This is a genomic window from Rathayibacter sp. VKM Ac-2754 (assembly GCF_009807095.1).
Taxonomy (GTDB): domain Bacteria; phylum Actinomycetota; class Actinomycetes; order Actinomycetales; family Microbacteriaceae; genus Rathayibacter.
The window spans coordinates 48,332-71,606 of the sequence record NZ_WUCC01000002.1 but is presented as its reverse complement, the minus strand read 5'-3'; the positions used below and the strand labels follow the sequence as shown (position 1 = coordinate 71,606).

The following is a 23,275-nucleotide window of genomic DNA, read 5'->3' as shown; positions in this document are numbered from 1 at the left end:
CCGCGCGACGGGCGACGAGCACAGCGAGGAGCCCGTCGACAAAGGCCCGGCCGCAACGCGACCGGGCCTTTGCAGGAACTCAGTGGTCCCAGTTCTCCACGGGCTTGTCCGAGGTGGAGGAGCCGACGACGTGCACGCGCATGTCGTTGGTGGTGCCGGCGCGGCCGGGAGGGGATCCGGAGACGACGACGACGGTCTCGCCGGGCTGGGCGAGTCCTTCGCGCAGCAGCACCTCGTCGACCTGCGCGAACATCGCGTCGGTGTGGTTCACCCGCGGCGTCACGAAGGACTGGACGCCCCAGTTGAGCGCCATGCGGCGGCGGACCGCCGGCTCGGGCGTGAACCCGATGATCGGGATGCCGTGGCGCAGGCGGGTCATGCGGCGGACGGAGTCGCCCGACTCGGTGAACACGCAGAGGAACTTGGCCTCGACGAACTCGGCGACCTCGGCGGCGGCCAGCGTGACCGATCCGCCCTGGGTGCGCGGCTTGCTGCCGAGCGGGGGGATCCGCTCGAGCCCGTGCTCCTCGGTCGATTCGACGATGCGGGCCATGGTCTGGACGGTGACGACCGGCCAGGCTCCGACGCTGGTCTCGCCCGAGAGCATGACCGCGTCGGCGCCGTCGAGGATCGCGTTCGCGACGTCGGAGGCCTCGGCGCGGGTGGGGCGCGGGCTCTCGATCATCGACTCGAGCATCTGGGTCGCTACGATGACGGGCTTGGCCCAGCGGCGGGCGAGCTCGACGGCGCGCTTCTGCACGATCGGGACGGCCTCGAGGGGCAGCTCGACGCCGAGGTCGCCGCGGGCGACCATGATGCCGTCGAAGACGTCGATGATCTCCTGCAGGTTGTCGACGGCCTGCGGCTTCTCGATCTTGGCGATGACGGGAGCCTTGCGGCCCTCCTCCGCCATGATCTCGTGCACGCGGACGATGTCGCTGGCGTTGCGCACGAAGGACAGCGCGATGATGTCGGCGCCGAGGCGGATGCCCCAGCGGAGGTCGTCCTCGTCCTTCTGCGAGAGGGCGGGGACGTTGACCGCGACTCCGGGCAGGTTGATGCCCTTGTTGTTCGAGATGTTGCCGGGGACGACGCACTCGGTGATGACGCGCGGGCCGTCGACGGCGGTGACGCGGACAGCGACCTTGCCGTCGTCGATGAGCAGCATGTCGCCCGGGTTCACGTCGTCGGGGAGGCCCTTGAACGTGGTGCCCGAGAGCTCCTTGGTGCCGAGGACCTCCTCGGTGGTGATGGTGAAGACGTCGCCCTCGGCGAGCGGGTACGGTCCGCCCTCGAACTTGCCCAGGCGGATCTTCGGACCCTGGAGGTCGACGAGGATCGCGACGGCGCGGCCGGCGTCGTCGGCCGCCTGGCGGACGATCCGGTAGATCGCCTCGTGCACGTCGTAGCTGCCGTGGCTGAGGTTCATGCGGCACACGTCCACGCCGGCGTCGATGATCGCACGAATGGTCTCGTACGAGGACGTTGCCGGGCCGAGGGTGGCGACGATTTTCGCTCGTCTCATTGAGGGGGTGCTCCGTTGTTCTGCGCCCGGAGGCGCGTCGTTAGCGGGGAGGGTGAGCAGGGATTGCTGGCGGCCAGAGACTATCGCGTCCCTGCGACTACAGCGTGAAGCCGCGGTCGTTGGGCCCGACGGGTGCGGGGAGCTGGGTGCTGCCCTCGAGGTAGCGGTCGACCTCGGCAGCGACGGAGCGGCCCTCGGCGATCGCCCAGACGATCAGGGACTGTCCGCGACCCGCGTCTCCGGCGACGAACACGCCGGGGACGCTGGTCTCGAAGTTCGCTCCGCGGTCGACGTTGCCGCGCTCGGTGAAGGGCACGGCGAGCTGGCCCGCGAGATGGTGCGACTCGGGGCCGGTGAAGCCCAGGGCGAGCAGGACCAGATCGGCCGGGATCTCGCGCTCGGTGCCGGCCTTGGGGACGCGGCGCCCGTCGAGGTACTCGGTCTCGGCCACGCGCACCGCGCGGACCTCGCCGACCTCGTTGGAGAGGAACTCCACGGTCGAGGCGAGGAACATCCGCTCCCCGCCCTCCTCGTGGGCGCTCGAGACCTCGAACACCGTCGGGTCCATCGGCCAGGGCTGGCCCTCGGGACGCTCCGACGGCGGCTGCTTGCCGATCGCCAGGTTGGTGACCGAGGCGGCCTTCTGGCGGTGCGCGGTGCCGATGCAGTCCGCGCCGGTGTCGCCTCCGCCGAGGACGACGACATGCTTGCCCTCGGCCGAGATCTGCTCGAAGACGCGGTCGCCGGCGATGGCGTGATTCGACTGCACCAGGTACTCCATGGCGAAGTGGACGCCGGAGAGGTCGCGACCGGGGATCGGCAGATCCCGCGGCACGAGGGCGCCGGTCGCGACCACGACGGCGTCGTAGCGCGCACGCAGGTCGTCCCACGTGATGTCGGAGCCGATGTCGACTCCGGCGCGGAACCGCGTGCCCTCGGCCTTCATCTGGTTCAGACGCAGCTCGAGGTGCTTCTTCTCCATCTTGAAGTCGGGGATCCCGTAGCGCAGGAGTCCGCCGATGCGGTCGTCGCGCTCGTAGACCGCGACGGTGTGCCCGGCGCGGGTGAGCTGCTGCGCGGCGGCGAGACCCGCCGGCCCCGAGCCGACGACGGCGACCGTCTTGCCGGTCAGGCGCTCGGGCGGGTGCGGCTGCACCCAGTCGTTGCCGAAGGCCTGATCGATGATCGAGACCTCGATCTGCTTGATCGTGACCGCGGGCTGGTTGATGCCCAGCACGCACGACGACTCGCACGGCGCGGGGCACAGCCGACCCGTGAACTCCGGGAAGTTGTTCGTCGCGTGCAGGCGCTCGATGGCCTGGCGGCCCTCGCCGCGCCACATCAGGTCGTTCCACTCGGGGATCAGGTTCCCGAGCGGGCAGCCCTTGTGGCAGAACGGGATGCCGCAGTCCATGCAGCGGCCGGCCTGCCGACGCAGGACGGCGGAGTCGCCCTGCTCGTAGACCTCCTTCCAGTCCATCAGGCGGACGGACACGGGGCGCCGCTTGGGCAGCTCCCGGTCCTGCACCTTCAGGAACCCCTTGGGATCAGCCACCGGTCACCTCCAGAATCCGTCCCCAGACGATGTCGCCATCGGGGTCGAGCCCCTCCTCGACCGCCGATGCGCGCGTGGCGAGCACGGCGGCGAAGTCGCGGGGCAGTACTTTGACGAAACGCGAGACGGTTCCGTCGAAATCGTCGAGCATCCCCTGGGCCAGGGTCGACTCGGTCTCGGCCACGTGCCGCTCGAGGAGATCACGGAGGATCTCGACGTCGGCGCTGCCGAGCTCGGACAGCGTCAGCTCGCCCGAGGCGAGAGCGTCGCGATTCACGAGCTCGCGCTGCAGGTCGTGGATGTACGCCGTGCCGCCGGACATGCCCGCGCCGAGGTTGCGCCCGGTCGCCCCGAGGATCACCGCGAGACCGCCGGTCATGTACTCGAGCGCGTGGTCGCCCACCCCTTCGACGACCGCGGTCGCTCCGGAGTTGCGGACCAGGAAGCGCTCGCCGACCATGCCGCGGATGAACATCGTGCCCTGGGTCGCCCCGTAGCCGATGACGTTGCCCGCGATCACGTTGGTCGAGGCGTCGAAGGTGCTGCGCCGGTCGGGGCGCACCACGATCTGTCCGCCCGAGAGCCCCTTGCCGACGTAGTCGTTCGAGTCGCCCTCGAGGCGCAGCGTGATCCCCGCGGGGAGGAAGGCGCCGAGCGACTGACCGGCGGACCCCGTGAGGAGCACCGTGATCGAGTCGGCGGGCAGGCCGTTCTCGCCGTAGCGGACGGTCACCTCGTGACCGAGCATCGTGCCGACCGCCCGCTCGGTGTTCTTGATCTCGCGCTCGATCACGACCGTGCCGCGGTGGTCGAGCACGTTCGCCGAGAGCCGGATCAGCTCGTTGTCGAAGTGGTGCTCGAGCTCGTGCTGCTGGGCGCGGCCGTGCCGGCGCGGCTCCTCCGCCGAGAAGACGGGGCCCACGAGGATCGGCGTGAGGTCGAGACCGCTCGCCTTCCAGTGCTCGATCGCCTGGTTGACGTCGAGCAGCTCGCGGTGGCCGACGATCTCGTCGATGCTGCGGAAGCCGAGCTGGGCGAGGTACTCGCGCACCTCCTGCGCGATGAACTCGAAGAAGTTGACGACGAACTCGGGCTTGCCCGAGAAGCGCTTGCGCAGCTCCGGGTTCTGGGTCGCGACGCCCACCGGGCAGGTGTCGAGGTGGCAGACGCGCATCATGATGCAGCCCTCGACGATCAGCGGAGCCGTCGCGAAGCCGAACTCCTCGGCGCCCAGGAGCGCCCCGATCACGACGTCGCGGCCGGTCTTCATCTGACCGTCCACCTGCACCACGACGCGGTCGCGCATGCCGTTGAGCATCAGCGTCTGCTGCGTCTCGGCGAGGCCCAGCTCCCAGGGGGTGCCGGCGTGCTTGAGCGAGTTCACGGGGCTCGCGCCGGTGCCGCCGTCGTGGCCGGAGACCAGGATGACGTCGGCGAGGGCCTTCGCGGTGCCGGCGGCGACCGCTCCGATGCCCGACTGGCTGACCAGCTTGGCGTGGATGCGCGCCGACGGGTTCGCCCGCTTCAGGTCGAAGATCAGCTGCTTCAGGTCTTCGATCGAGTAGATGTCGTGGTGCGGAGGCGGCGAGATGAGCCCGACGCCCGCTGTCGCGTGGCGGGTGCGCGCGATCCACGGGTAGACCTTCGTCGGCGGCAGCTGACCGCCCTCGCCGGGCTTGGCGCCCTGGGCGAGCTTGATCTGGATGTCGTCGGCGTGCGTCAGGTACATGCTCGTGACGCCGAAGCGCCCGGAGGCGACCTGCTTGATCGCGGAGCGGCGCTCGGGGTCGAGCAGGCGCTCGGTGTCCTCGCCGCCCTCACCGGTGTTCGACTTGCCGCCGAGGCGGTTCATCGCGATGGCCAGCGTCTCGTGCGCCTCCGGGGAGATCGAGCCGTAGCTCATCGCTCCCGTCGAGAAGCGCTTGACGATCGACTCGACCGGCTCGACCTCGTCGATCGGGACGGGCGTGCGGCCCGCGGTGTCGAGCGCGAACATGCCGCGGAGGGTCATCAGCGAGGTCGACTGGTCGTCGACCATCTTGGTGTACTCGCGGAACACGTCGTAGCGGCGGTTGCGGGTGGAGTGCTGCAGGCGGAACACCGTGTCCGGGTTGAACAGGTGCGGGGCTCCGTCGCGGCGCCACTGGTACTCGCCGCCGACCGCGAGGCGCTCGTGCGCGATGATCGCGCCGTCCTCCGGGTAGGCGGCGCGGTGGCGCGCGGCGTTCTCCTCGGCGACCACGTCGATCCCGATGCCGCCGAGCTTCGAGACGGTGCCGGTGAAGTACTGGTCGACGAACTGCTGGCTGAGCCCGACGGCCTCGAAGGTCTGCGCGCCCGCGTAGCTCGACACCGTCGAGATGCCCATCTTCGACATGATCTTGAGCACGCCCTTGCCGAGCGCCTTGATCACGTTCTTGACGGCCTTCTCGGGCGAGATGTCCGAGAGCATGCCGCTGCGCACCAGGTCCTCGCACGTCTCCATCGCGAGGTACGGGTTGACCGCGGAGGCGCCGTAGCCGATCAGCGTGGCGACGTGGTGCACCTCGCGGACGTCGCCGGCCTCGACGACCAGCCCGACGCGCATCCGGTTCTCGGTGCGGATCAGGTGGTGGTGCACGGCCGCGAGCATGAGCAGCGACGGGATCGGCGCCAGGTCCTTCGTGGAGTCGCGGTCGGACAGCACGAGGAACTGCGCGCCGGCCGCGATGGCCTCGTCGGCCTCGCTGCACATCTCGTCGATGCGGTCCTGCATGGCGCGGGGGCCCGCGTCGACGCGGTAGAGCCCGCGGATCGTCGTGGTGATGTGACTGAGCGGGCGAGGCGCGATGTGCTGGATCTTGGCGAGCTCGTCGTTGTCGATCACCGGGAAGTCGAGGACGACCTGGCGGGCGTGCTCCGCCCCGGAGGAGAGCAGGTTGCGCTCCGGGCCGAGACCGAGGCGCAGCGAGGTGACGACCTCCTCGCGGATCGAGTCGAGCGGCGGGTTGGTGACCTGCGCGAACGCCTGCGTGAAGTAGTCGAACAGGAGGCGCGGCCGCTTCGACAGCACCGCGACGGGAGTGTCGGAGCCCATGGCGCCGAGCGGCTCGGCCCCGGCCTTCGCCATCGGCAGCAGGAGGAGGCGGACCTCCTCCTCGGTGTAGCCGAAGGTGCGCTGGCGGCGGTTGACGGACGCCGGAGTGTGCACGATGTGCTCGCGCTCGGGCAGGTCCTTGAGGTTGATGCGGCCCTTGTCGAGCCACTCCTCGAACGGAGCGGAGTCGGCGAGCTGCGCCTTGATCTCCTCGTCCTCGACGAGGCGGCCCTGCTCGGTGTCGACCAGGAACATGCGCCCCGGCTGGAGGCGGCCCTTCCGGACGATCTTCGCGGGGTCGATGTCGAGCACGCCGATCTCGCTGGCGAGCACGACGAGGCCGTCGTCGGTGACGACGTAGCGCCCGGGGCGCAGGCCGTTGCGGTCGAGGGTCGCGCCGACGAGCTCGCCGTCGGTGAAGACGATCGCGGCCGGGCCGTCCCACGGCTCCATGAGCATCGAGTGGTACTCGTAGAACGCGCGGCGCTTCTGGTCGATGGCGGCGGCCTGGTTCTCCCACGCCTCCGGCACCATCATCATGATCGCGTGCGGCAGCGAGCGACCGGCGAGGTTCAGCAGCTCGACGGTCTCGTCGAACGAGGCGGAGTCGCTGCGCCCGGGCGAGACGATCGGGAACAGCGGCGAGAGGTCGCCGAGGGCGGCGCTCTTCAACTGCGACTGGCGCGCGCGCATCCAGTTGCGGTTGCCCTGCACCGTGTTGATCTCGCCGTTGTGCGCGATCATCCGGAACGGCTGCGCGAGCGGCCACGACGGGAAGGTGTTGGTCGAGTAGCGCGAGTGCACGAGGGCGAGCTTCGAGGCGAAGCGCTCGTCCGAGAGGTCGGGGTAGAACGGCTCCAGCTGGAGCGTCGTCACCATGCCCTTGTAGACCATCGTGCGGCTCGAGAGCGACATGAAGTAGACCTCGAGCTCGCGCTCGACGCGCTTGCGGAGGCGGAAGGTCAACCGGTCCAGGCGCACCGAGGCGAGCGGGACCCCGGTGTCGTCGGTGAGGTCGCTCGTGACGTAGAGCTGCTCGATCGCGGGCATCGCGGCGCGGGCCAGGGTGCCGATCTCGTCCGGCTGGACCGGGACGGAGCGCCAGCCGAGCACCGAGAGGTTCTCCTCCCGGGCGATCTCGGCGATCGTCGACTTGACGCGCTCGCGCTCGAAGACGTCGACCGGCAGGAACGCGTTGCCGACGGCGTACTGCCCGAGGGCGGGGAGCTCGAACGGCGCCACGGCGCGCAGGAACTCGTCGGGGATCTGGGTGACGATGCCCGCGCCGTCGCCGGTGCCGGCGTCGGAGCCGACGGCGCCGCGGTGCTCGAGGTGCCGCAGCGCCTCGAGGGCGAGGTCGATGATGTCGTGGCCGGCGGTGCCGCGCATGGTGGCGACCATCGCGAGGCCGCAGGCGTCCTTCTCGGCCGACGGGTCGTACATCCCCTGGGCCGCCGGGGCGCCGAGGAACGGCAGGGAGGAGACGCGGGGCGAGTGCTGGGCAGGTGCCATGGGAACCGTCTTCACGAGAGTTGTGGCGGATCGGGACGTCGCTGGCCCGCGGTGGTGAGGGAGGTGCGGCTCCCCGATCGGGAGGGCCGTGTCTGCGAAGTGACGGAGGTGGCTGTCACGTCGGGTGGGTCGAGCTCAGTGGGAGCGAGTGCCGAGGGATCGAGCGCCGTGGGCGCGTGCGGGGTGATCGGGCGCCCGATCGATCACGTCCGGGTGGCAGCGCTTGTGGCGTCGGCCCCGCGTGATGATCGAGCGATCGTCGGGCAACCTCGGGGCGGTCACGGGCGGACCCGTGGCCTCCCTCAGGTGCGGGAGACCGTCGTCGTCTCGGCGTCGTCGCCGGAGTCGGCAGTGGTGGCGTGCGTCGGGTCGGAGTCGACGTCCTCGAATTCTACCGCAGCCGGGGCGGGCGTCCACTCGCGGCCGGGGCGGTAGGCGGAGGGCTCGCCTCCTGGGTGCTCGCGGCGCTGGATCTCGATCAGGACGAGCCCGATCACCACGGCGATCAGCGCGGCCCAGACGTTGGTCCGGATGCCCCAGAAGACCTCGCTGGGGTCGATGCGGATCGACTCGAACCAGATGCGGCCGACCCCGTACCAGATCAGGTAGGTGCCGAACACGGTGCCCCACTGCAGCCTGAACTTGCGCTCGAGCAGCAGGATGACGGCGATGCCGACGACGTTCCACACGATCTCGTAGAGGAACGTGGGGTGGAAGAGCGTCCCCTCGGGGAGGCCCTTCGGGAACGCCGGGTTGTCGGACGAGATCTCGAGACCCCAGGGAAGCGTCGTCGGGAGGCCGAACAGCTCGGCGTTGAACCAGTTCCCGATGCGGCCGAGCGCCTGCGCCGCGAGCATGCCGGGCGCGAGGGCGTCGGCGAAGGTCCAGAACCGGACTCCCGTCCACCGGCAGCCGATCCAGGCGCCGACGGCACCGCCGATCAGGCCGCCGAAGATCGCGTTGCCGCCGTTCCAGATCCGGATGACCTCCCACGGGTCGGCGCCCGCGTAGAAGTAGTCGCCGGGGTGGGTGAGCACGTGGAAGACCCGCGCTCCGACGATGCCGAGCGGGACCGCCCAGATGATGATGTCGAGCACGACCCACGGCTCGGCGCCGCGGCGCACCAGGCGCCGGTTCGTCATGATCGTGGCGGCGACGATGCCGAGGAGAATGCACAGCGCGTAGGCGTGGATCGAGAACGTGAAGGTCCCGATGGAGAAGTCGTACTGTCTCCACGCCTCGGGCGGGCTCGGGATGCTCAGCGGGAGGGACACCGTCAGGTCGACCTTTCGAAGGAGGGATGCCCGCGGGCGCGACGACAGCGCGCCCGGTGGGCATCCCGAGTGTAGTGGGAGCTCGTCAGCGAGCGGATGCGGCGCGCGTGCCCTCGGCGAGGCCCCGCGCGGTCTCGGCGACCGCGTCCACTCCCCCGGAGGCGAGCGCGCGGACGAGCGCCGAGCCGACGATGGCGCCGTCGGCGTAGGCGAGGATCTCGGCGACCTGCGCGCCGGTCGAGACGCCGACTCCGACGCAGGCGCTCTCGGAGCCGGCCGCGCGCAGCCGGTCGACGAGGGTCCGGGCGGCGCGGTCGACATCGGCGCGGGCGCCGGTGATGCCCATCGTCGAGACGGCGTAGACGAATCCGCGGCTCTGGCCGACGGCCTGGCGCAGGCGCTCGTCGGTCGAGGAGGGGGCGGCGAGGAACACGCGGTCGAGTCCGAGGCGCTCGGAGACGGCGATCCACTCCGCACCCTCGTCGGGGATGAGGTCGGGGGTGATGAGCCCCGAGCCGCCGGCCTCCGCGAGGTCGGTCGCGAACCGCTCGACGCCGTACTGCAGCACCGGGTTGTAGTAGGTCATCACGAGGACGGGCACGTCGACGCGGGCACGGATCTCGCGGACGGCCTCGAACCCGTGTCGCAGGCGGAACCCTCCGGCGATCGCGGCCTGGGTCGCCTCCTGGATGACCGGGCCGTCCATCACGGGGTCGGAGTAGGGCAGGCCGAGCTCGATCGCGTCGACGCCGTTCTCGGCCAGGGCGACCGCCGCGTCGATGCTCGTCGCCAGATCGGGGAAGCCGACGGGCAGGTAGCCGATCAGGGCGCCCGCCGCCTCGACGTTCCGCCGGCGGACGGTCTCGGCGACGCTCGGTCCGATGCCGCTCACGACTGCACCGCGCCCTGGTCCATCAGACCGAAGTAGTGCGCGGCGGTGGTCATGTCCTTGTCGCCGCGACCGCTCAGGTTGACCAGGATGGTCGCCTCGGGGCCGAGCTCGCGACCGAGCTCGAGCGTGCCGGCGAGGGCGTGCGCGGACTCGATGGCGGGGATGATCCCCTCGGTGCGGCTGAGCAGCATCAGGGCGTCCATCGCGGCGGCGTCGGTGACGGCGCGGTAGTCGGCGCGGCCGATGCTCGCGAGCCAGGAGTGCTCGGGGCCGACGCCCGGGTAGTCGAGACCCGCCGAGATCGAGTGCGACTCGGTGGTCTGGCCGTCCTCGTCCTGCAGGAGGAAGGTGCGGGCGCCGTGCAGTACGCCGGGGCGGCCCTTGCTGATGGTCGCCGCGTGACGCGGGGTGTCGACTCCGTCGCCGCCGGCCTCGAAGCCGACGAGGCGCACCTCGGGGTCGTCGAGGAAGGCGTGGAAGATGCCCATCGCGTTCGAGCCGCCGCCGACGCAGGCGGTGACCGCGGTGGGCAGCGAGCCGGTGAGCTCGAGGACCTGCTCGCGCGCCTCCTCGCCGATGATCTTCTGGAAGTCGCGCACGAGGGCGGGGAACGGGTGCGGGCCCGCGACGGTGCCGAAGATGTAGTTGGTCGTCTCGACGTTGGTGACCCAGTCGCGCATCGCGTCGTTGATCGCGTCCTTGAGCGTCCGCGAGCCGGTCGTCACCGAGACGACCTCGGCGCCGAGCAGGCGCATCCGCGCGACGTTGAGCGCCTGGCGCTCGGTGTCGACCTCGCCCATGTAGACGACGCACTCGAGCCCGAAGAGGGCCGCGGCGGTGGCGGCCGCGACACCGTGCTGACCAGCGCCGGTCTCGGCGATCACCCGGGTCTTGCCGATGCGCTTGGTCAGCAGCGCCTGGCCGAGCACGTTGTTGATCTTGTGCGAGCCGGTGTGGTTGAGGTCCTCGCGCTTGAGGATGATCCGCGCGCCGCCGGCGTGCTCGGCGAAGCGCGGCACCTCGGTGATGATCGAGGGGCGGCCCGTGTAGCTGCGGTGCAGCTCCATGAGCTCCGCCTGGAACGCGGGGTCGACCTTGGTGCGGTCGTACTCGGCGCTCAGTTCGTCGAGGGCCTCCACGAGGGACTCGGGGACGTAGCGTCCGCCGAAGTCGCCGAAGTAGGGACCGAGTTCATCCCGGAGTGCCATGGCAGTGCCGCCTATCAGTTGGGTGCCTGCACGCCGGGGAGGTCGCCCGCGCGCAGGAAGGAGTCGAGGGTCGAGACGGGGTCGCCGCCGGTGACGAGGGCCTCGCCGACGAGGACGACGTCGGCGCCGGAGCGGCGGTAGTGGGCGACGTCGTCGGCCGAGAGGACGGCCGACTCGGCCACCTTCACGGCGTCGGCGGGGAAGCGGTCGGCGAGTCGGCCGAAGAGGTCGCGGTCGAGCTCGAACGTCGAGAGATCGCGGGCGTTCACGCCGATGAGGCGGGCGCCGAGATCGGCCGCCCGGGCGAGCTCCTCGCCCGAGTGCGTCTCGACCAGCGGCGTCATGCCCAGCTCGAGCACGAGCCCGTGCAGCTCGCGCAGCACGCTCTGCTCGAGCGCCGCCACGATCAGGAGGACGAGGTCGGCCCCCGCGGCCCGCGCCTCGAGCACCTGGTAGGGCTCGGCGATGAAGTCCTTGCGGAGGACGGGGACGGACACGCGGGCGCGCACGGCCTCGAGGTCGGCGAGCGAGCCCTTGAACCGGCGCTCCTCGGTGAGGACGCTGATGGCGCCCGCTCCGCCGAGCTCGTACTGCGCGGCGAGGTGCGCGGGATCGGGGATCTCGGCCAGTGCGCCGCGCGAGGGGCTGGAGCGCTTCACCTCGGCGATGATCCGCACCCGCTCGGCGGGAGCGAGGGCGGCCAGCGCGTCGAGGGCGGGCGGACGCTCCGAGGCGCGGCGCTCGACGACGGCGAGGGGGACGCTCTCGCGGCGGCGGGCCGCATCGGCCAGGGCGCCGGCGGTCAGATCGGTCAGCACTCTACGCGCGCGCCTTCGGGTTGGCCTTGGCTCCGTTGACGCCGTAGCCCAGCCGGGCCATCACGACGCCGACGAGCAGGCCCACGACGACGAGGCCGGCGGAGAGCCACACGACGATCGCCTGATCGAAGAAGAAGGCGACGGTGCCGATCGTGAACCCGACCAGCATGATGACGATGGCCGTCCACGCTGCGGGCGAGTGGCCGTGGTTGTCGTCGTCGTGCTCGGTGCTCATGGGTCTCCTCCTGGACGTGCATCGGGACCCCAGCAGTCTAGCGTGCGGTGCCTGAGCGGCCCCGCCGGTGCAGGGGTCCTCAGCGGGCGGAGGTGGGGTCGTCGCCGCGCGACAGCTCGTCCCAGGAGACGACCGGGTCGATGCTGCCCTCCTCGGTCTCGACGGTCGACGCGCCGTGCCCGTAGCCGTCGGCCGGCTCGAATCGCGAGGCGCGCTTCTTCTTCGCGCCGGGCCAGCGGCGGACCGTCGCGATGACCACGACGCCGAGGACCGCGGTCACCACTCCGGCCACGAGGGCGACGATCGGCCAGGCGGTCGAGCCGGACGAGTCGACGAGCGCGGCGACCGACTCCTGCCCGGCGATCGCCGTCGCGTTCGTGACGAGCGACGACCCCGCCCGCACCGGGTCGCCGAGCGCGGTCGACGCGGCCAGCACGACCGATCCGCCGAGGACGACCTGCAGCACGCCGAGGACCACCCGGAAGGCGGGCCCGGCGATGGCGAGCGCGGCGGCCAGTGCCAGGCCGGCCAGCGCGAGGGCCGAGAGAGCGGGGGCGGCGACCGTGCCGACGACGGCGAGGGGCGTGCCGTCGCCGACGGTCGCGGCGAGGGTGAGGGTGAACCAGGTCTGGGTCGAGGAGGTGAGCTCGAGCGCCGCCAGCAGGACGATCCCGAGGATCACCGAGGACTTGAGGCGCCGACCGGTCATGCGCTCACTCCCCCGGCCGGAGGTCGGCGACCGGATCGAGCGGGTCGACGTCGAAGCAGGCGTGCGCTCCCGTGTGGCAGGCCGCACCGATCTGCTCGACCTGCACGAGGAGGGTGTCGGCGTCGCAGTCGAGCGCGGCGCCCCGCACGTACTGGGCGTGGCCGGAGGTGTCGCCCTTGCGCCAGTACTCCCGGCGGGAGCGCGACCAGAACGTCACGCGCCCCTCGGTCAGGGTGCGGCGGAGGGCCTCGCGGTCCATCCAGCCCATCATCAGCACCTCGCGGGTGTCGTGCTGCTGGATGATCGCGGGCAGCAGGCCGCTCGGGTCGAAGCTCGCGCGGTCGAGGACCTCGGCGAGGGCGGCGGGGGTCATCGGCGGATCTCGATCCCGGAGTCGTCGAGGGCGCGCTTCACGTCGCCGATCGTGAGCTCGCGATTGTGGAAGACGGAGGCGGCGAGCACGGCGTCGGCGCCGGCCTCGATGGCGGGGGCGAAGTGGTCGACGGCGCCGGCGCCTCCGGAGGCGATCACCGGGACAGTGCTCAGCTCGCGCACGGCGGCGATGAGCTCGAGGTCGAAGCCCTGCTTGGTGCCGTCGGCGTCGATGGAGTTGACCAGCAGCTCGCCCGCGCCGCGCTCGACGGCCTCGCTCGCCCAGGCGAGAGCGTCGAGGTCGGTCTCGCGGCGACCGCCGTGGGTCGTGACGACGAAGCCCGACGCGGCCGCGTCACTCCGCTTCACGTCGAGCGAGAGCACCAGCACCTGCGCCCCGAAGACGTCGGCGATCTCGCCGATCAGCTCGGGGCGGGCGATGGCGGCCGAGTTGACGCCGACTTTGTCGGCGCCGTGAGCGAGCAGGCGCGACACGTCGTCGACGCCGCGGACACCGCCGCCGACCGTCAGCGGGATGAAGACCTGCTCGGCGGTCGCGCGGACGACGTCGTAGGTGGTGGAGCGGTCGTCGACCGTGGCGGTGACGTCGAGGAAGGTCAGCTCGTCGGCGCCCTGCTCGAAGTAGAGGCGGGCGAGCTCGACGGGGTCTCCCGCATCGCGCAGGTTCTGGAAGTTGACGCCCTTGACCACGCGCCCGGCGGCGACGTCGAGGCAGGGGATGACGCGGACGGCGAGGCTCACGGCGCCTCCCTAGAGCCGAGCGGCGTGGATCGACGTGACGAGGATCGCGCGGGCGCCCAGATCGTAGAGGCGGTCCATCACCTGGTTCATGTCGGCACGGGTGACCATGACGCGGACGGCCAGCCACTCGGGGTCGTGCAGCGGCGAGACGGTCGGCGACTCGAAGCCCGGAGCGATGGCCGTGGCCTCCTCGAGGAGCGACGCGGGGCAGTCGTAATCGAGCAGCACGTACTCGCGCGCGACGAGCACGCCCTGCAGGCGCCGCAGCAGCACGGGGATGCCCGCCGGCTCGCCCGCGGCGGAGACCAGGACGGCGGTGGAGTCGAGGATCACCGGGCCGAAGATCTCGAGGCCCGCCTTGCGGAGCGTGGTGCCGGTCTCGACGACGTCGGCGATCACGTCCGCGACACCGAGCTGGATGGCCGACTCGACGGCTCCGTCGAGGCGGATGAGGGTGACCTCGACGCCGTGCTCGCGGAGGAAGCCGCCGACCAGTCCGGGGTAGCTGGTCGCGACGCGCAGGCCGTCGATCTGCTCGAGCGAGCTGTAGCGACCGGCGGGGCCGGCGAAGCGGAACGTCGAGTCCGCGAAGCCCAGGCTCGCGATCTCGCGCGCCTGGGAGCCGGAGTCGATGAGCAGGTCGCGCCCCGTCACTCCGACATCGAGGGCGCCGGATCCCACGTAGGTCGCGATGTCGCGCGGGCGGAGGTAGAAGAACTCGACCCCGTTGCGCTCGTCGACGACGTGCAGCTCCTTGGGGTCGCGACGGCCGACGTAGCCGGCCTCGGCCAGCATCTGACCGGCGGTCTCGGAGAGGGAGCCCTTGTTGGGCACGGCCACGCGCAGGAGTGCGGTCGCGGCGGGAGGGGTGGTGGTCACGGGGAGTCCTCGAGAGCTCGACGGTGGATCGGTGGGCGCGGGCCTCCCGGCGCGCGGAGCGTGGTGGCGCGTCGGCGCTGAGCGACGACGCACCCCCGAGAGGGTGCTCACAGATGCCGGTAGACGTCGGCGGTCGACAGGCCCTTCGCCAGCATCAGCACCTGCAAGTGGTAGAGCAGCTGCGAGATCTCCTCGGCCGTGCGCTCGTCACCCTCGTACTCGGCGGCCATCCAGACCTCGGCTGCCTCCTCGACGATCTTCTTGCCGATGAAGTGCACCCCGGCGTCGAGCTCGCGGACGGTGCCCGAGCCCGCGGGACGGGCGGCGGCCTTCTCGCCCAGCTCGGCGAAGAGGTCGTCGAAAGTTTTCACCCGGGAAGTCTATACGCCGCGGGTGGCGGGGCGGCGCGGGGTGCGCGCGGTCTGCAGGAGCACGTGCGGTCTGCAGGAGCGTCCGGCCGGTCAGTGCCGGTGCAGGTGCGCGGTCGCGGTGTCGCGCAGGGCGGCGATGGCGGCCTCCGGGTCATCGGCGCCGAAGACGGCGGAGCCGGCGACGAAGGTGTCGGCGCCCGCCTCGGCGGCGATCTCGATCGTGCCGGGGGCGATCCCTCCGTCGACCTGGAGCCAGACGTCGAGCCCGGTCCGCTCGACCGCGGCGCGGAGCGCGTGCAGCTTCGGCATCGTCTCGGCCATGAACGACTGGCCGCCGAAGCCGGGCTCGACCGTCATCACGAGCACCTGGTCGAACTCGGGCAGCAGGTCGAGGTAGTCGTCGACCGGGGTGCCGGGCTTCAGTGCGATGCCCGCGCGCGACCCGATCTCGCGGAGGCGGCGCGCCAGGGCGACGGCGTCGCGGGCGGCCTCGGCGTGGAAGGTGACCGAGTAGGCGCCCGTCTCGGCGTAGCCCGGTGCCCAGCGGTCGGGGTCGTCGATCATGAGGTGCACGTCGAGCGGGCGCGGCGACACCTCCTGGAGGCGCTGCACCATGGGCAGCCCGAAGGTGAGGTTCGGGACGAAGTGGTTGTCCATCACGTCGACATGCACCAGATCGGCCGTCGAGATCCGCTGCAGCTCGGCCTCGAAGTTGACGAAGTCGGCGGACAGGATGCTGGGGTTGATCCGTGCGGGCATGACTCCCAGCCTAGGCGGGGCGACCCGGCTCCCTCATCCTCGGGGACCCTCGCGGGGCGGGTCAGGAGTCGGTGCGACGCAGGATCTGGATGAACATGGCGTCGGTGCCGTGGCGGTGCGGCCAGAGCTGGACGTGCGAGCCGGACCCGCCGAGCGGGAGGGGCTCGCGGGTGACGCTCCGGAGGATCCCGGGGGTGTCGACGAGCTCCAGCGCGCCCGGGTGCCGCTCCTCGGCCAGCGCGAGGACGCGACGGGTCTCGCCGAGGTGCGGCGAGCAGGTGACGTAGGCGAGCAGTCCGCCCGGTGCGAGCGCCTCGAGTGCGGCGTCGAGCAGCTCGCCCTGCAGCTCGGCCAGCTGCGCGACATCCTCGGCCGACTTGCGCCAGCGCGCCTCCGGACGGCGTCGCAGCGCGCCGAGACCCGTGCACGGGGCGTCGAGGAGGATGCGGTCGAACTCCCCCGAGTGCTCGCGGCCGATCTCGCGGCCGTCGCCGACGCGCACCTCGACCGACGGATCGACGGCCGCCAGCGCCTGGCGCACCAGACCCGCTCGCGCCGGCACCACCTCGTTGGCGAGGAGCGTCGCTCCCCCGCCGCGCGCCTCCGCGGCGAGCAGCGCGGCCTTGCCGCCCGGGCCGGCGCAGAGGTCGAGCCAGCGCTCGCCGGGGGTGATCGGGCGCGCGCGGGAGAGGGCGAGGGCCGCCAGCTGCGAGCCCTCGTCCTGCACGCGGACCCGGCCGTCGTGGACGGCGGGGAACGCCTCCGGATCGCCGCCGGTGCTCACCAGGCCCACCGGCGAGTAGCGGTCGGCCTCGGCGTCGGGCAGCTCGGCCGCCTCGGCGAGACCGGGAAGCGCCACCAGGTTCACCCGGGGGGCGGCGTTGTCGGAGGCGAGCAGCGCGTCGAGCTCGTCGGCCGCGCCCTCCGCGGCGAGGGCTCGGCGCAGGGCCTTCACGATCCAGGCCGGGTGCGAGCTCAGGGCGGCGAGGCGGTCGTCGCCGGAGGTGGCGGCGGTCGAGACGCGGGTGCCCCACTCCTCGGCGCTCGAGCGCGAGACCGCGCGCAGGACCGCGTTCGCGAAGGCGACGGCGCCGCGCGAGGATCCCGCGGCGACCAGCGCCACGCTCTCGTTGACGGCGGCGTGCGCGGCGACGCGGGTGCCCAGGAGCTGGTGAACGCCCAGCCGCAGGGCGTCGAGCACGGGCGCGTCGATCGCGTCGACGGCGCGGCCCGCGGCCAGGGCGATGACCCGGTCGTAGTAGCCGGAGAGGCGCAGTGTGCCGTAGCAGAGCTCGGTCGCGAGTCCGGCGTCGGCGGGAGAGAGGCCCGCGGCGCGGATCCTCGCCGGCAGCACGAGATTCGCGTAGGCGTCGGAGCCGCTCACCGCGAGGAGGACGTCGTAGGCGACCTGGCGCGCGGGTGCCACGGCGCTCACGCGAGCACCGCGCTCTCGCGCAGGCCGCGCGCCCACGCGGCGCCGGGCATCGGGTTCTTGCCCGCCGGCTGGACGCTCACGAGCTCGACGGCCCCGTCGGCGGTGCCGACCAGCGCGCGGCCGGCGTCGAGGCGCACCTCCCCCTGGGCGAGCTGCGGCGCCTCGGCGACCGCCCGCAGGGCGAGCACCTTGACCCGCAGGTCGCCCAGCGAGGTGGAGGCACCGGGCTCGGGCGTCACTCCGCGGACGAGGGCGAGGACCTGCGACGACGACCGGCTCCAGTCCAAGCGCCCGTCCGTCACGTCGAGCTTGGGGGCGAGGGTGACCTCGCCGGTCTGCGGCACGGCGACGGCGCGGCCCGCGGCGAGGTCGTCGACGACGGAGACGGTGAGAGCCGCGCCGGAGTCGGCCAGCACGTCGAGCAGCTCGCCCGCCGAGCGGCCGTCGACCTCCTCCGAGATCTCGGCGTAGACGTCGCCGGCGTCGAGCTCGGCGACCAGCTGGAACACGCTCGCGCCGATCGGCGACTCCCCCGCCATCAGCGCGCGCTGCACCGGCGCGGCACCCCGCCAGCGCGGGAGCAGCGAGAAGTGCAGGTTGATCCAGCCGAGTCGCGGCACGGCCAGGAGGCGCGCCCGCACGAGACCGCCGTACGCGACGATCACGCCGAGGTCGGGCTCGAGCGCCGCGATCCGGTCGGTGACGGCCTCGTCGAGCCGGTTCGCCCGCAGCAACGGCAGCCCGAGCTCCTCGGCGACGGCGGCGACCGGCGACGGAGTGAGCACGCGCTTCCGGCCCACCGGGGCGTCCTCGCGCGTCACGACCGCGACGATCTCGTGCTCGGAGGCGTCGAGGGCGCGCAGGGTCGGGACGGCGGCGGCCGGCGTGCCGGCGAAGACGAGGCGCACGAGGGGCTCCTGGGGTCAGAGGATGTCGGGATCGTCGAGGCGCACGCGGAGCTTGGGGGCCGGGCGGAAGCGGCCCGGCGTGGTCGGCGGGCGGCGGCGACGGGTGGCGTTGCGGATGACCGCGGCCCGCAGGCGGGCGGCCACCTCTGCTCCGCGAGCGTAGTCGAAGCGCACGATGGCCCGGACGGAGCCGTCCTCGAGGCCGACCGGCCCGAGCACCTCGTGACGATCCGCCTCGTCGAGCGTCTCGAGCGCCTCCGCGACGGCGTGCGCATCGCCGCTGACGGTCGCGAGCCGCACCGCGGGCGGGAAGCGGAGCGCCCGGCGCTCGACCAGCTCGCCGCGGAGGTACTCGGCCTGCCGCCAGGTCGCGAGCGCGGTGGCGAGACGGCCGCCGACGCCGACCAGGAGCACCGGGGCGCCGGGGCGGGCGAGCGCGGCGGCGTTCGACCAGGTGCGCAGGGCGTCGTCGGCGACCCGCAGGCTCTCGCGGGCGAGCATCCGCTCGCCGTCGAGCAGGAGCACGGCGTGGTAGCCGCCGTCGGCTCGGGGCTCCGCTCCGCGGGTGGCGACGACGAGCGCGGGCTCGTCGGGGAGGGTCAGAACGGGCCGCTGTCCGTCGGCGACGACGACCTTCGCCCCGGGGAACGCGCGCCCGAGCTCCTCGGCGGTGCGCCCGGCACCGAGGGTGACCAGCCGGAGCGTCGTGGCCTCGCAGACCGAGCACGTCCACTCCGCTGCGATCAGCCCGCACCAGCCGCAGCTCGGCCGGGCGCCGGCAGCGTGGACGCCGAGCGGACCCTGGCAGCGGTTGCAGCGCGCCACCGTGCGGCAGCGGGCGCACGCGACGACCGGCGCGTAGCCGGGCCGAGCGACCTGGACGAGCACCGGACCGGAGTCGAGGCCCGCCCGCGCCTGGCGCCAGGCCGAGGAGGGGATGCGCGCCGCCGCGTCGTGCTCGTCGGCCGCGGACTGCTGGGCGGTCGGCACCACGTGCGGTCGCCTCGACGGGCGCGGCCCGACCTCGGCGGCGAAGCCGATCTCGACGAGTCGCTCGACGTCGACCGTCCGGGTGTTGCCGAGCAGCACCAGGCCTGCTCCGCTCTGCTCCTGGCGCACCAGGGCCACGTCGCGGGCGTGCGCGTACGGAGCGAGCGGCTCGGCGAAGAGCGGATCGCCGTCGTCCCACAGCGCTATCAGGCCGAGTGCGGACGAGGGCGCGTACAGGACGGAGCGGTTGCCGACGACGACCCGCGGTCCGGGCCGGAGGCAGCTGAGGAACGCGGCGTAGCGCCCGGCGCCCTTCTGCCGGGCGTCGAGGCGCACCATCGCGTCGCTCGGAACGGTCTCGGCGAGGGCGAGTTCGAGCTGCTCCTGATCGCGGTAGTCGGGGACGGCGAGGATCGCGTCGCGCCCCGTCGCGAGCGTGTCGCGGGCCAGCTCGGCGAGGGTGAGCGCCCAGCCGCCGACCCAGGCTCCGGAGTCGAGGCGCACCGGGGTCGGAACGGAGGCGACCGCCAGCCTTCCGCCGTCCGCGAGCGGGGCGAACGCGTCGGCCGGGTACCCGGAGACGCCGCCCGCCTCGACGGGCGCCGCGCCGTCGACGGCCTCGGCCGCGAGGAAGGCGCGCTCGACCCGCACGTGCCTCCGGGGCACAGCGAGCCGCAGCACGTCGCTCGCCCCGCCGGACGCGCGGTCGGCCACCCGTCGGGCCAGGGCCCAGACCTCGGGCGTGAGCACCGGCAGCGGCGACACGAGCTCCTCGAGCTCGCTCAGCGCTCCCACGTGCTCGGAGCCCTCGCCCACCTCGACGACGAAGGCGTCGGCGATGCGGCCGCCGGTCCGCAGGGGGACGCGCACGCGCACGCCCGGCCGCACCTCGGCCCGCAGCGCCTCGGGGATCGCGTAGTCGAGCAGCCGATCGAGCTGCGGCAGCGGGGAGTCGAGCAGCACCCGCGCGACGAATCCCGCCGGAGCAGCGGCGTCCGCCATCACGGGGCTCGCTACGACAGACCCGCCGCGGAGCGGAGGTCGTCGACGCGGTCGAGGCGCTCCCAGGTGAAGTCGGGCAGCTCGCGGCCGAAGTGGCCGTAGACCGAGGTCTGGGAGTAGATCGGGCGGAGGAGGTCGAGGGCGTGGATGATCGCCGCGGGGCGCAGGTCGAAGACCGAGCGGATCGCCTCGGTGATCAGCTCGTCCGACACCCTCCCCGTGCCGAACGTCTCGACGTAGAGGCCGACGGGTGCCGCCTTGCCGATGGCGTACGCGACCTGCACCTCCATCCGGGAGGCGAGACCCGCGGCGACGGCGTTCTTCGCGACCCAGCGCATCGCGTAGGCGGCCGAGCGGTCGACCTTCGACGGGTCCTTGCCCGAGAAGGCGCCACCGCCGTGACGCGAGGCGCCGCCGTAGGTGTCGACGATGATCTTGCGGCCGGTGAGCCCGGCGTCGCCCTGCGGGCCGCCGATCTCGAAGCGGCCGGTCGGGTTGATGAGCAGGCGGACCGCCGAGGAGTCGAGATCGACCGTCTCGAGCACGGGGCGGATGACGTGCGACTCGATGTCGGCGTGGATCTGCTCGGTGCTCACGTGCTCGGAGTGCTGGGTCGAGAGCACGACCGTGTCGATCGACCGGGGCGTCGTGCCCTCGTAGCCGATGGTCACCTGGGTCTTGCCGTCGGGCCGGAGGTAGTCGAGCTCGCCCGACTTGCGGACGGCGGCGAGGCGCTCGGCCAGGCGGTGCGAGAGCCAGCTCGGCAGCGGCATGTACTCGGGGGTCTCGTCGGTCGCGAAGCCGAACATCAGGCCCTGGTCGCCGGCGCCCTGGCGGTCGAACACGTCGTCGTCGGCGGAGTCGGTGCGCACCTCGAGGGCGGTGTCGACTCCGGCGGCGATCTCGGGCGACTGCTGGCCGATCGAGATCGAGACGCCGCAGGAGCGGCCGTCGAAGCCCTTCTCGGAGGAGTCGTAGCCGATCTCGACGATCGTGTCGCGGACGATCTTGGGGATCTCGACGTAGCCCGAGGTCGATACCTCGCCCGCGACGTGCACGAGACCGGTCGTCACGAGCGTCTCGACGGCGACCCGGCTGTGCGGGTCCTCGCGGAGCAGGGCGTCGAGGATGCGGTCCGAGATCTGGTCGCAGATCTTGTCGGGGTGGCCCTCGGTCACGGACTCGGAGGTGAACAGGCGGAGGGGTCCGGAGGTCATGGGGTCAGCGTCTCTCTTCGTGCCGGGTCGTGTCGTGCCGGAGGTTCTCGTGCCGGATCTTCTCGCCCCTGTATCGAGGCGCTTCCGCGCCACGGCGGAGCGTTCTCGCGCCCGCGGGCGGCGTGGCCGCGCCGAGGAGGCGCGGCTCCAGGACCCGTCGAACGGGCGGGGCGTCGGTCAGCGCGCGACCACGTCGAGGACGCGATCGGCGACCGACGACTTGGTGCCGGAAGCCTCGATCACTATATCTCCGGCCCGATCGAGGACCACGACGGTATTGCTGTCGCTCTGGAAGCCCTCGCTCCAGCCGACCCTGTTGAGGACGAGCAGATCGCAGCCCTTGCGCGCGATCTTGGCGCGCCCGAGCTCCAGCATCGCCTCGCGTCCGGGCTCGGTCTCGGCGGCGAATCCGACGATCAGCTGGCCTGCGGTCTTCGCGGCCGAGATCTCGGCCAGGATGTCGGGGTTCTTGACCAGCTCGAGGACCAGGCGGTCGCCCTGCTGCTCCTTCTTGATCTTCGCCTCGGCCACGCTCGCGGGCCGGTAGTCGGCGACCGCGGCGGCCATGATGACGATGTCGGCGTCCTTCACGGCCGCGAGCACCGCGTCGCGCAGCTCGAGCGCCGTGCCGACGCCGCTGACGTCGATCCCGCGCGGCGCCTCGATGTCGAGGTTCGCGGCGATGACGCTCACCTGCGCGCCGCGGGCGGCCGCCGCGACGGCGAGGGCCACGCCCTGGCGCCCGCTGGAGCGGTTTCCCACGAAGCGGACCGGGTCGAGGGGCTCGCGGGTGCCACCGGCGGTGACGAGGACGCGGAGTCCCTCGAGGTCGCGGCGCGCTCCGGTGGAGCGGGCGTGCACCGCGAGGGCCTCGGCGACGATCGTCGCGGGCTCCTCCATGCGGCCGGCTCCGGAGTCGGTGCCCGTCAGCTGGCCCACCGCGGGGCCGACGACGTGCACGCCGCGCGAGCGGAGGGTCTCCATGTTGGCGACGGTCGCGGCGTTGGCCCACATCTCGGTGTGCATCGCCGGAGCGACGACGACCGGGGCCGTGGAGGCGAGGACGGTGTTGCCGAGCAGGTCGTCGGCGAGGCCGGTCGCGAGCTTGGCGAGCGTGTGCGCCGTCGCCGGTGCGATGACGATGAGGTCGGCCGCCTGCCCGATGGCGACGTGGCGGACCTCGGCGACGCCCTCGTAGAGCTCGGTGTGGACGGCGTTCCGGGAGATCGCCTCCAGCGTCGGCTTGCCCACGAAGCGCAGGGCGGCCTCGGTGGCCACGACGTGGACGTCGTGACCCTCGAGGACCAGGGCGCGCACGACTCCGACGGCCTTGTAGGCGGCGATGCCGCCGGTGATCCCGACGACGACGTTCAGCCGCGCCGCGGCCTTCCGCGAGGTGCGCACCCGGTCGTGCTACTCGGCCAGCGGAGCTGCGACGAGCTTGTCCTCGTTGATCTCGTGCAGAGCGACCGAGAGCGGCTTGTCGTCGATGGTCGAGTCGACCAGCGGGCCGACGTTGTCGAACAGGCTGCCCTCGTGGAGGTCGGCGTAGTAGTCGTTGATCTGGCGCGCGCGCTTGGAGGCGAAGATGACGAGCGCGTACTTCGAGTCGACCTTCGAGAGCAGCTCGTCGATGGGCGGGTCGATGATGCCGAGGTTGTTGGCCATGGTGTCTCCTTGTTTGGGCTGATCAGCGCTGTGCGGGGCACCAGCGCCGATCTGCGGCTCCGGAGCGGCACGGCGCGAGGTGACGGGGGCGTGAGCCCTGCGGCACCG

At 72.4% G+C, this 23,275-nt stretch carries 20 protein-coding genes; all 20 read right to left on the bottom strand.

The genetic code is table 11. The features are described from left to right. Nucleotides 1-79 precede the first annotated feature (79 nt). Nucleotides 80-1,525: a pyruvate kinase gene (gene pyk / locus GRS92_RS03675; RefSeq protein WP_159853443.1), complete on the bottom strand. Its 1,446-nt coding sequence runs from the start codon at nucleotides 1,523-1,525 to the stop codon at nucleotides 80-82. Between the two features lie 97 nt (nucleotides 1,526-1,622). Beyond that, nucleotides 1,623-3,080: a glutamate synthase subunit beta gene (locus GRS92_RS03670; RefSeq protein ID WP_159853441.1), complete on the bottom strand. Its 1,458-nt coding sequence runs from the start codon at nucleotides 3,078-3,080 to the stop codon at nucleotides 1,623-1,625. Then, nucleotides 3,073-7,668, bottom strand: coding sequence for a glutamate synthase large subunit (gene gltB, locus GRS92_RS03665; protein ID WP_159853439.1), 4,596 nt, complete (start codon nucleotides 7,666-7,668; stop codon nucleotides 3,073-3,075). The genes GRS92_RS03670 and gltB overlap by 8 nt, the downstream gene beginning before the upstream one ends. Nucleotides 7,669-7,970: 302 nt before the next feature. Beyond that, the gene (gene lgt / locus GRS92_RS03660; RefSeq protein ID WP_235021808.1) at nucleotides 7,971-8,942 is read right to left on the bottom strand and encodes a prolipoprotein diacylglyceryl transferase; all 972 of its coding nucleotides are present in this window, start codon (nucleotides 8,940-8,942) and stop codon (nucleotides 7,971-7,973) included. Between the two features lie 85 nt (nucleotides 8,943-9,027). After that, nucleotides 9,028-9,834: a tryptophan synthase subunit alpha gene (gene trpA / locus GRS92_RS03655; RefSeq protein ID WP_159853437.1), complete on the bottom strand. Its 807-nt coding sequence runs from the start codon at nucleotides 9,832-9,834 to the stop codon at nucleotides 9,028-9,030. Further along, on the bottom strand, nucleotides 9,831-11,042 hold the full coding sequence (gene trpB, locus GRS92_RS03650) for a tryptophan synthase subunit beta (RefSeq protein ID WP_159853435.1): 1,212 nt from the start codon (nucleotides 11,040-11,042) through the stop codon (nucleotides 9,831-9,833). Before trpB ends, trpA begins: the two co-directional genes overlap by 4 nt. Before the next feature lie 14 nt (nucleotides 11,043-11,056). After that, complete coding sequence (gene trpC / locus GRS92_RS03645; RefSeq protein WP_159853433.1) at nucleotides 11,057-11,860, bottom strand: indole-3-glycerol phosphate synthase TrpC; 804 nt, start codon at nucleotides 11,858-11,860, stop codon at nucleotides 11,057-11,059. Between the two features lies 1 nt (nucleotide 11,861). Then, nucleotides 11,862-12,095, bottom strand: coding sequence for a DUF6704 family protein (locus GRS92_RS03640; RefSeq protein ID WP_159853431.1), 234 nt, complete (start codon nucleotides 12,093-12,095; stop codon nucleotides 11,862-11,864). 79 nt (nucleotides 12,096-12,174) lie between these two features. After that, nucleotides 12,175-12,804, bottom strand: coding sequence for a Trp biosynthesis-associated membrane protein (locus GRS92_RS03635; RefSeq protein ID WP_159853429.1), 630 nt, complete (start codon nucleotides 12,802-12,804; stop codon nucleotides 12,175-12,177). 4 nt (nucleotides 12,805-12,808) lie between these two features. Next, entirely contained in the window at nucleotides 12,809-13,177 is a 369-nt protein-coding gene (hisI, locus tag GRS92_RS03630; RefSeq protein ID WP_159853427.1) for a phosphoribosyl-AMP cyclohydrolase, read from the bottom strand. Then, nucleotides 13,174-13,938, bottom strand: a complete 765-nt coding sequence (gene hisF / locus GRS92_RS03625) for an imidazole glycerol phosphate synthase subunit HisF (RefSeq protein WP_159853425.1) — start codon at nucleotides 13,936-13,938, stop codon at nucleotides 13,174-13,176. Before hisF ends, hisI begins: the two co-directional genes overlap by 4 nt. Nucleotides 13,939-13,947: 9 nt before the next feature. Beyond that, complete coding sequence (gene hisG, locus GRS92_RS03620; protein ID WP_204162075.1) at nucleotides 13,948-14,817, bottom strand: ATP phosphoribosyltransferase; 870 nt, start codon at nucleotides 14,815-14,817, stop codon at nucleotides 13,948-13,950. 107 nt (nucleotides 14,818-14,924) lie between these two features. Continuing rightward, entirely contained in the window at nucleotides 14,925-15,188 is a 264-nt protein-coding gene (locus GRS92_RS03615; protein ID WP_159853423.1) for a phosphoribosyl-ATP diphosphatase, read from the bottom strand. 90 nt (nucleotides 15,189-15,278) lie between these two features. Beyond that, entirely contained in the window at nucleotides 15,279-15,947 is a 669-nt protein-coding gene (rpe, locus tag GRS92_RS03610) for a ribulose-phosphate 3-epimerase (RefSeq protein ID WP_159853421.1), read from the bottom strand. A 61-nt stretch (nucleotides 15,948-16,008) separates the two neighbouring features. Then, nucleotides 16,009-17,382: an RsmB/NOP family class I SAM-dependent RNA methyltransferase gene (locus GRS92_RS03605; RefSeq protein WP_236553618.1), complete on the bottom strand. Its 1,374-nt coding sequence runs from the start codon at nucleotides 17,380-17,382 to the stop codon at nucleotides 16,009-16,011. Beyond that, nucleotides 17,379-18,290, bottom strand: a complete 912-nt coding sequence (locus GRS92_RS03600) for a methionyl-tRNA formyltransferase (RefSeq protein ID WP_235021806.1) — start codon at nucleotides 18,288-18,290, stop codon at nucleotides 17,379-17,381. Before GRS92_RS03600 ends, GRS92_RS03605 begins: the two co-directional genes overlap by 4 nt. A gap of 15 nt (nucleotides 18,291-18,305) precedes the next feature. Next, a complete protein-coding gene (locus GRS92_RS03595) occupies nucleotides 18,306-20,282 on the bottom strand; it encodes a primosomal protein N' (protein ID WP_159853419.1) in 1,977 nt (658 codons plus the stop codon). An 11-nt stretch (nucleotides 20,283-20,293) separates the two neighbouring features. After that, the gene (metK, locus tag GRS92_RS03590; RefSeq protein WP_159853417.1) at nucleotides 20,294-21,499 is read right to left on the bottom strand and encodes a methionine adenosyltransferase; all 1,206 of its coding nucleotides are present in this window, start codon (nucleotides 21,497-21,499) and stop codon (nucleotides 20,294-20,296) included. 177 nt (nucleotides 21,500-21,676) lie between these two features. Then, nucleotides 21,677-22,873 carry a bifunctional phosphopantothenoylcysteine decarboxylase/phosphopantothenate--cysteine ligase CoaBC gene (gene coaBC / locus GRS92_RS03585; RefSeq protein ID WP_159854060.1) on the bottom strand — a complete coding sequence of 399 codons (1,197 nt, stop codon included), beginning with the start codon at nucleotides 22,871-22,873 and terminating at the stop codon, nucleotides 21,677-21,679. Between the two features lie 39 nt (nucleotides 22,874-22,912). Next, the gene (gene rpoZ, locus GRS92_RS03580) at nucleotides 22,913-23,167 is read right to left on the bottom strand and encodes a DNA-directed RNA polymerase subunit omega (RefSeq protein ID WP_159853415.1); all 255 of its coding nucleotides are present in this window, start codon (nucleotides 23,165-23,167) and stop codon (nucleotides 22,913-22,915) included. Nucleotides 23,168-23,275 lie beyond the last annotated feature (108 nt).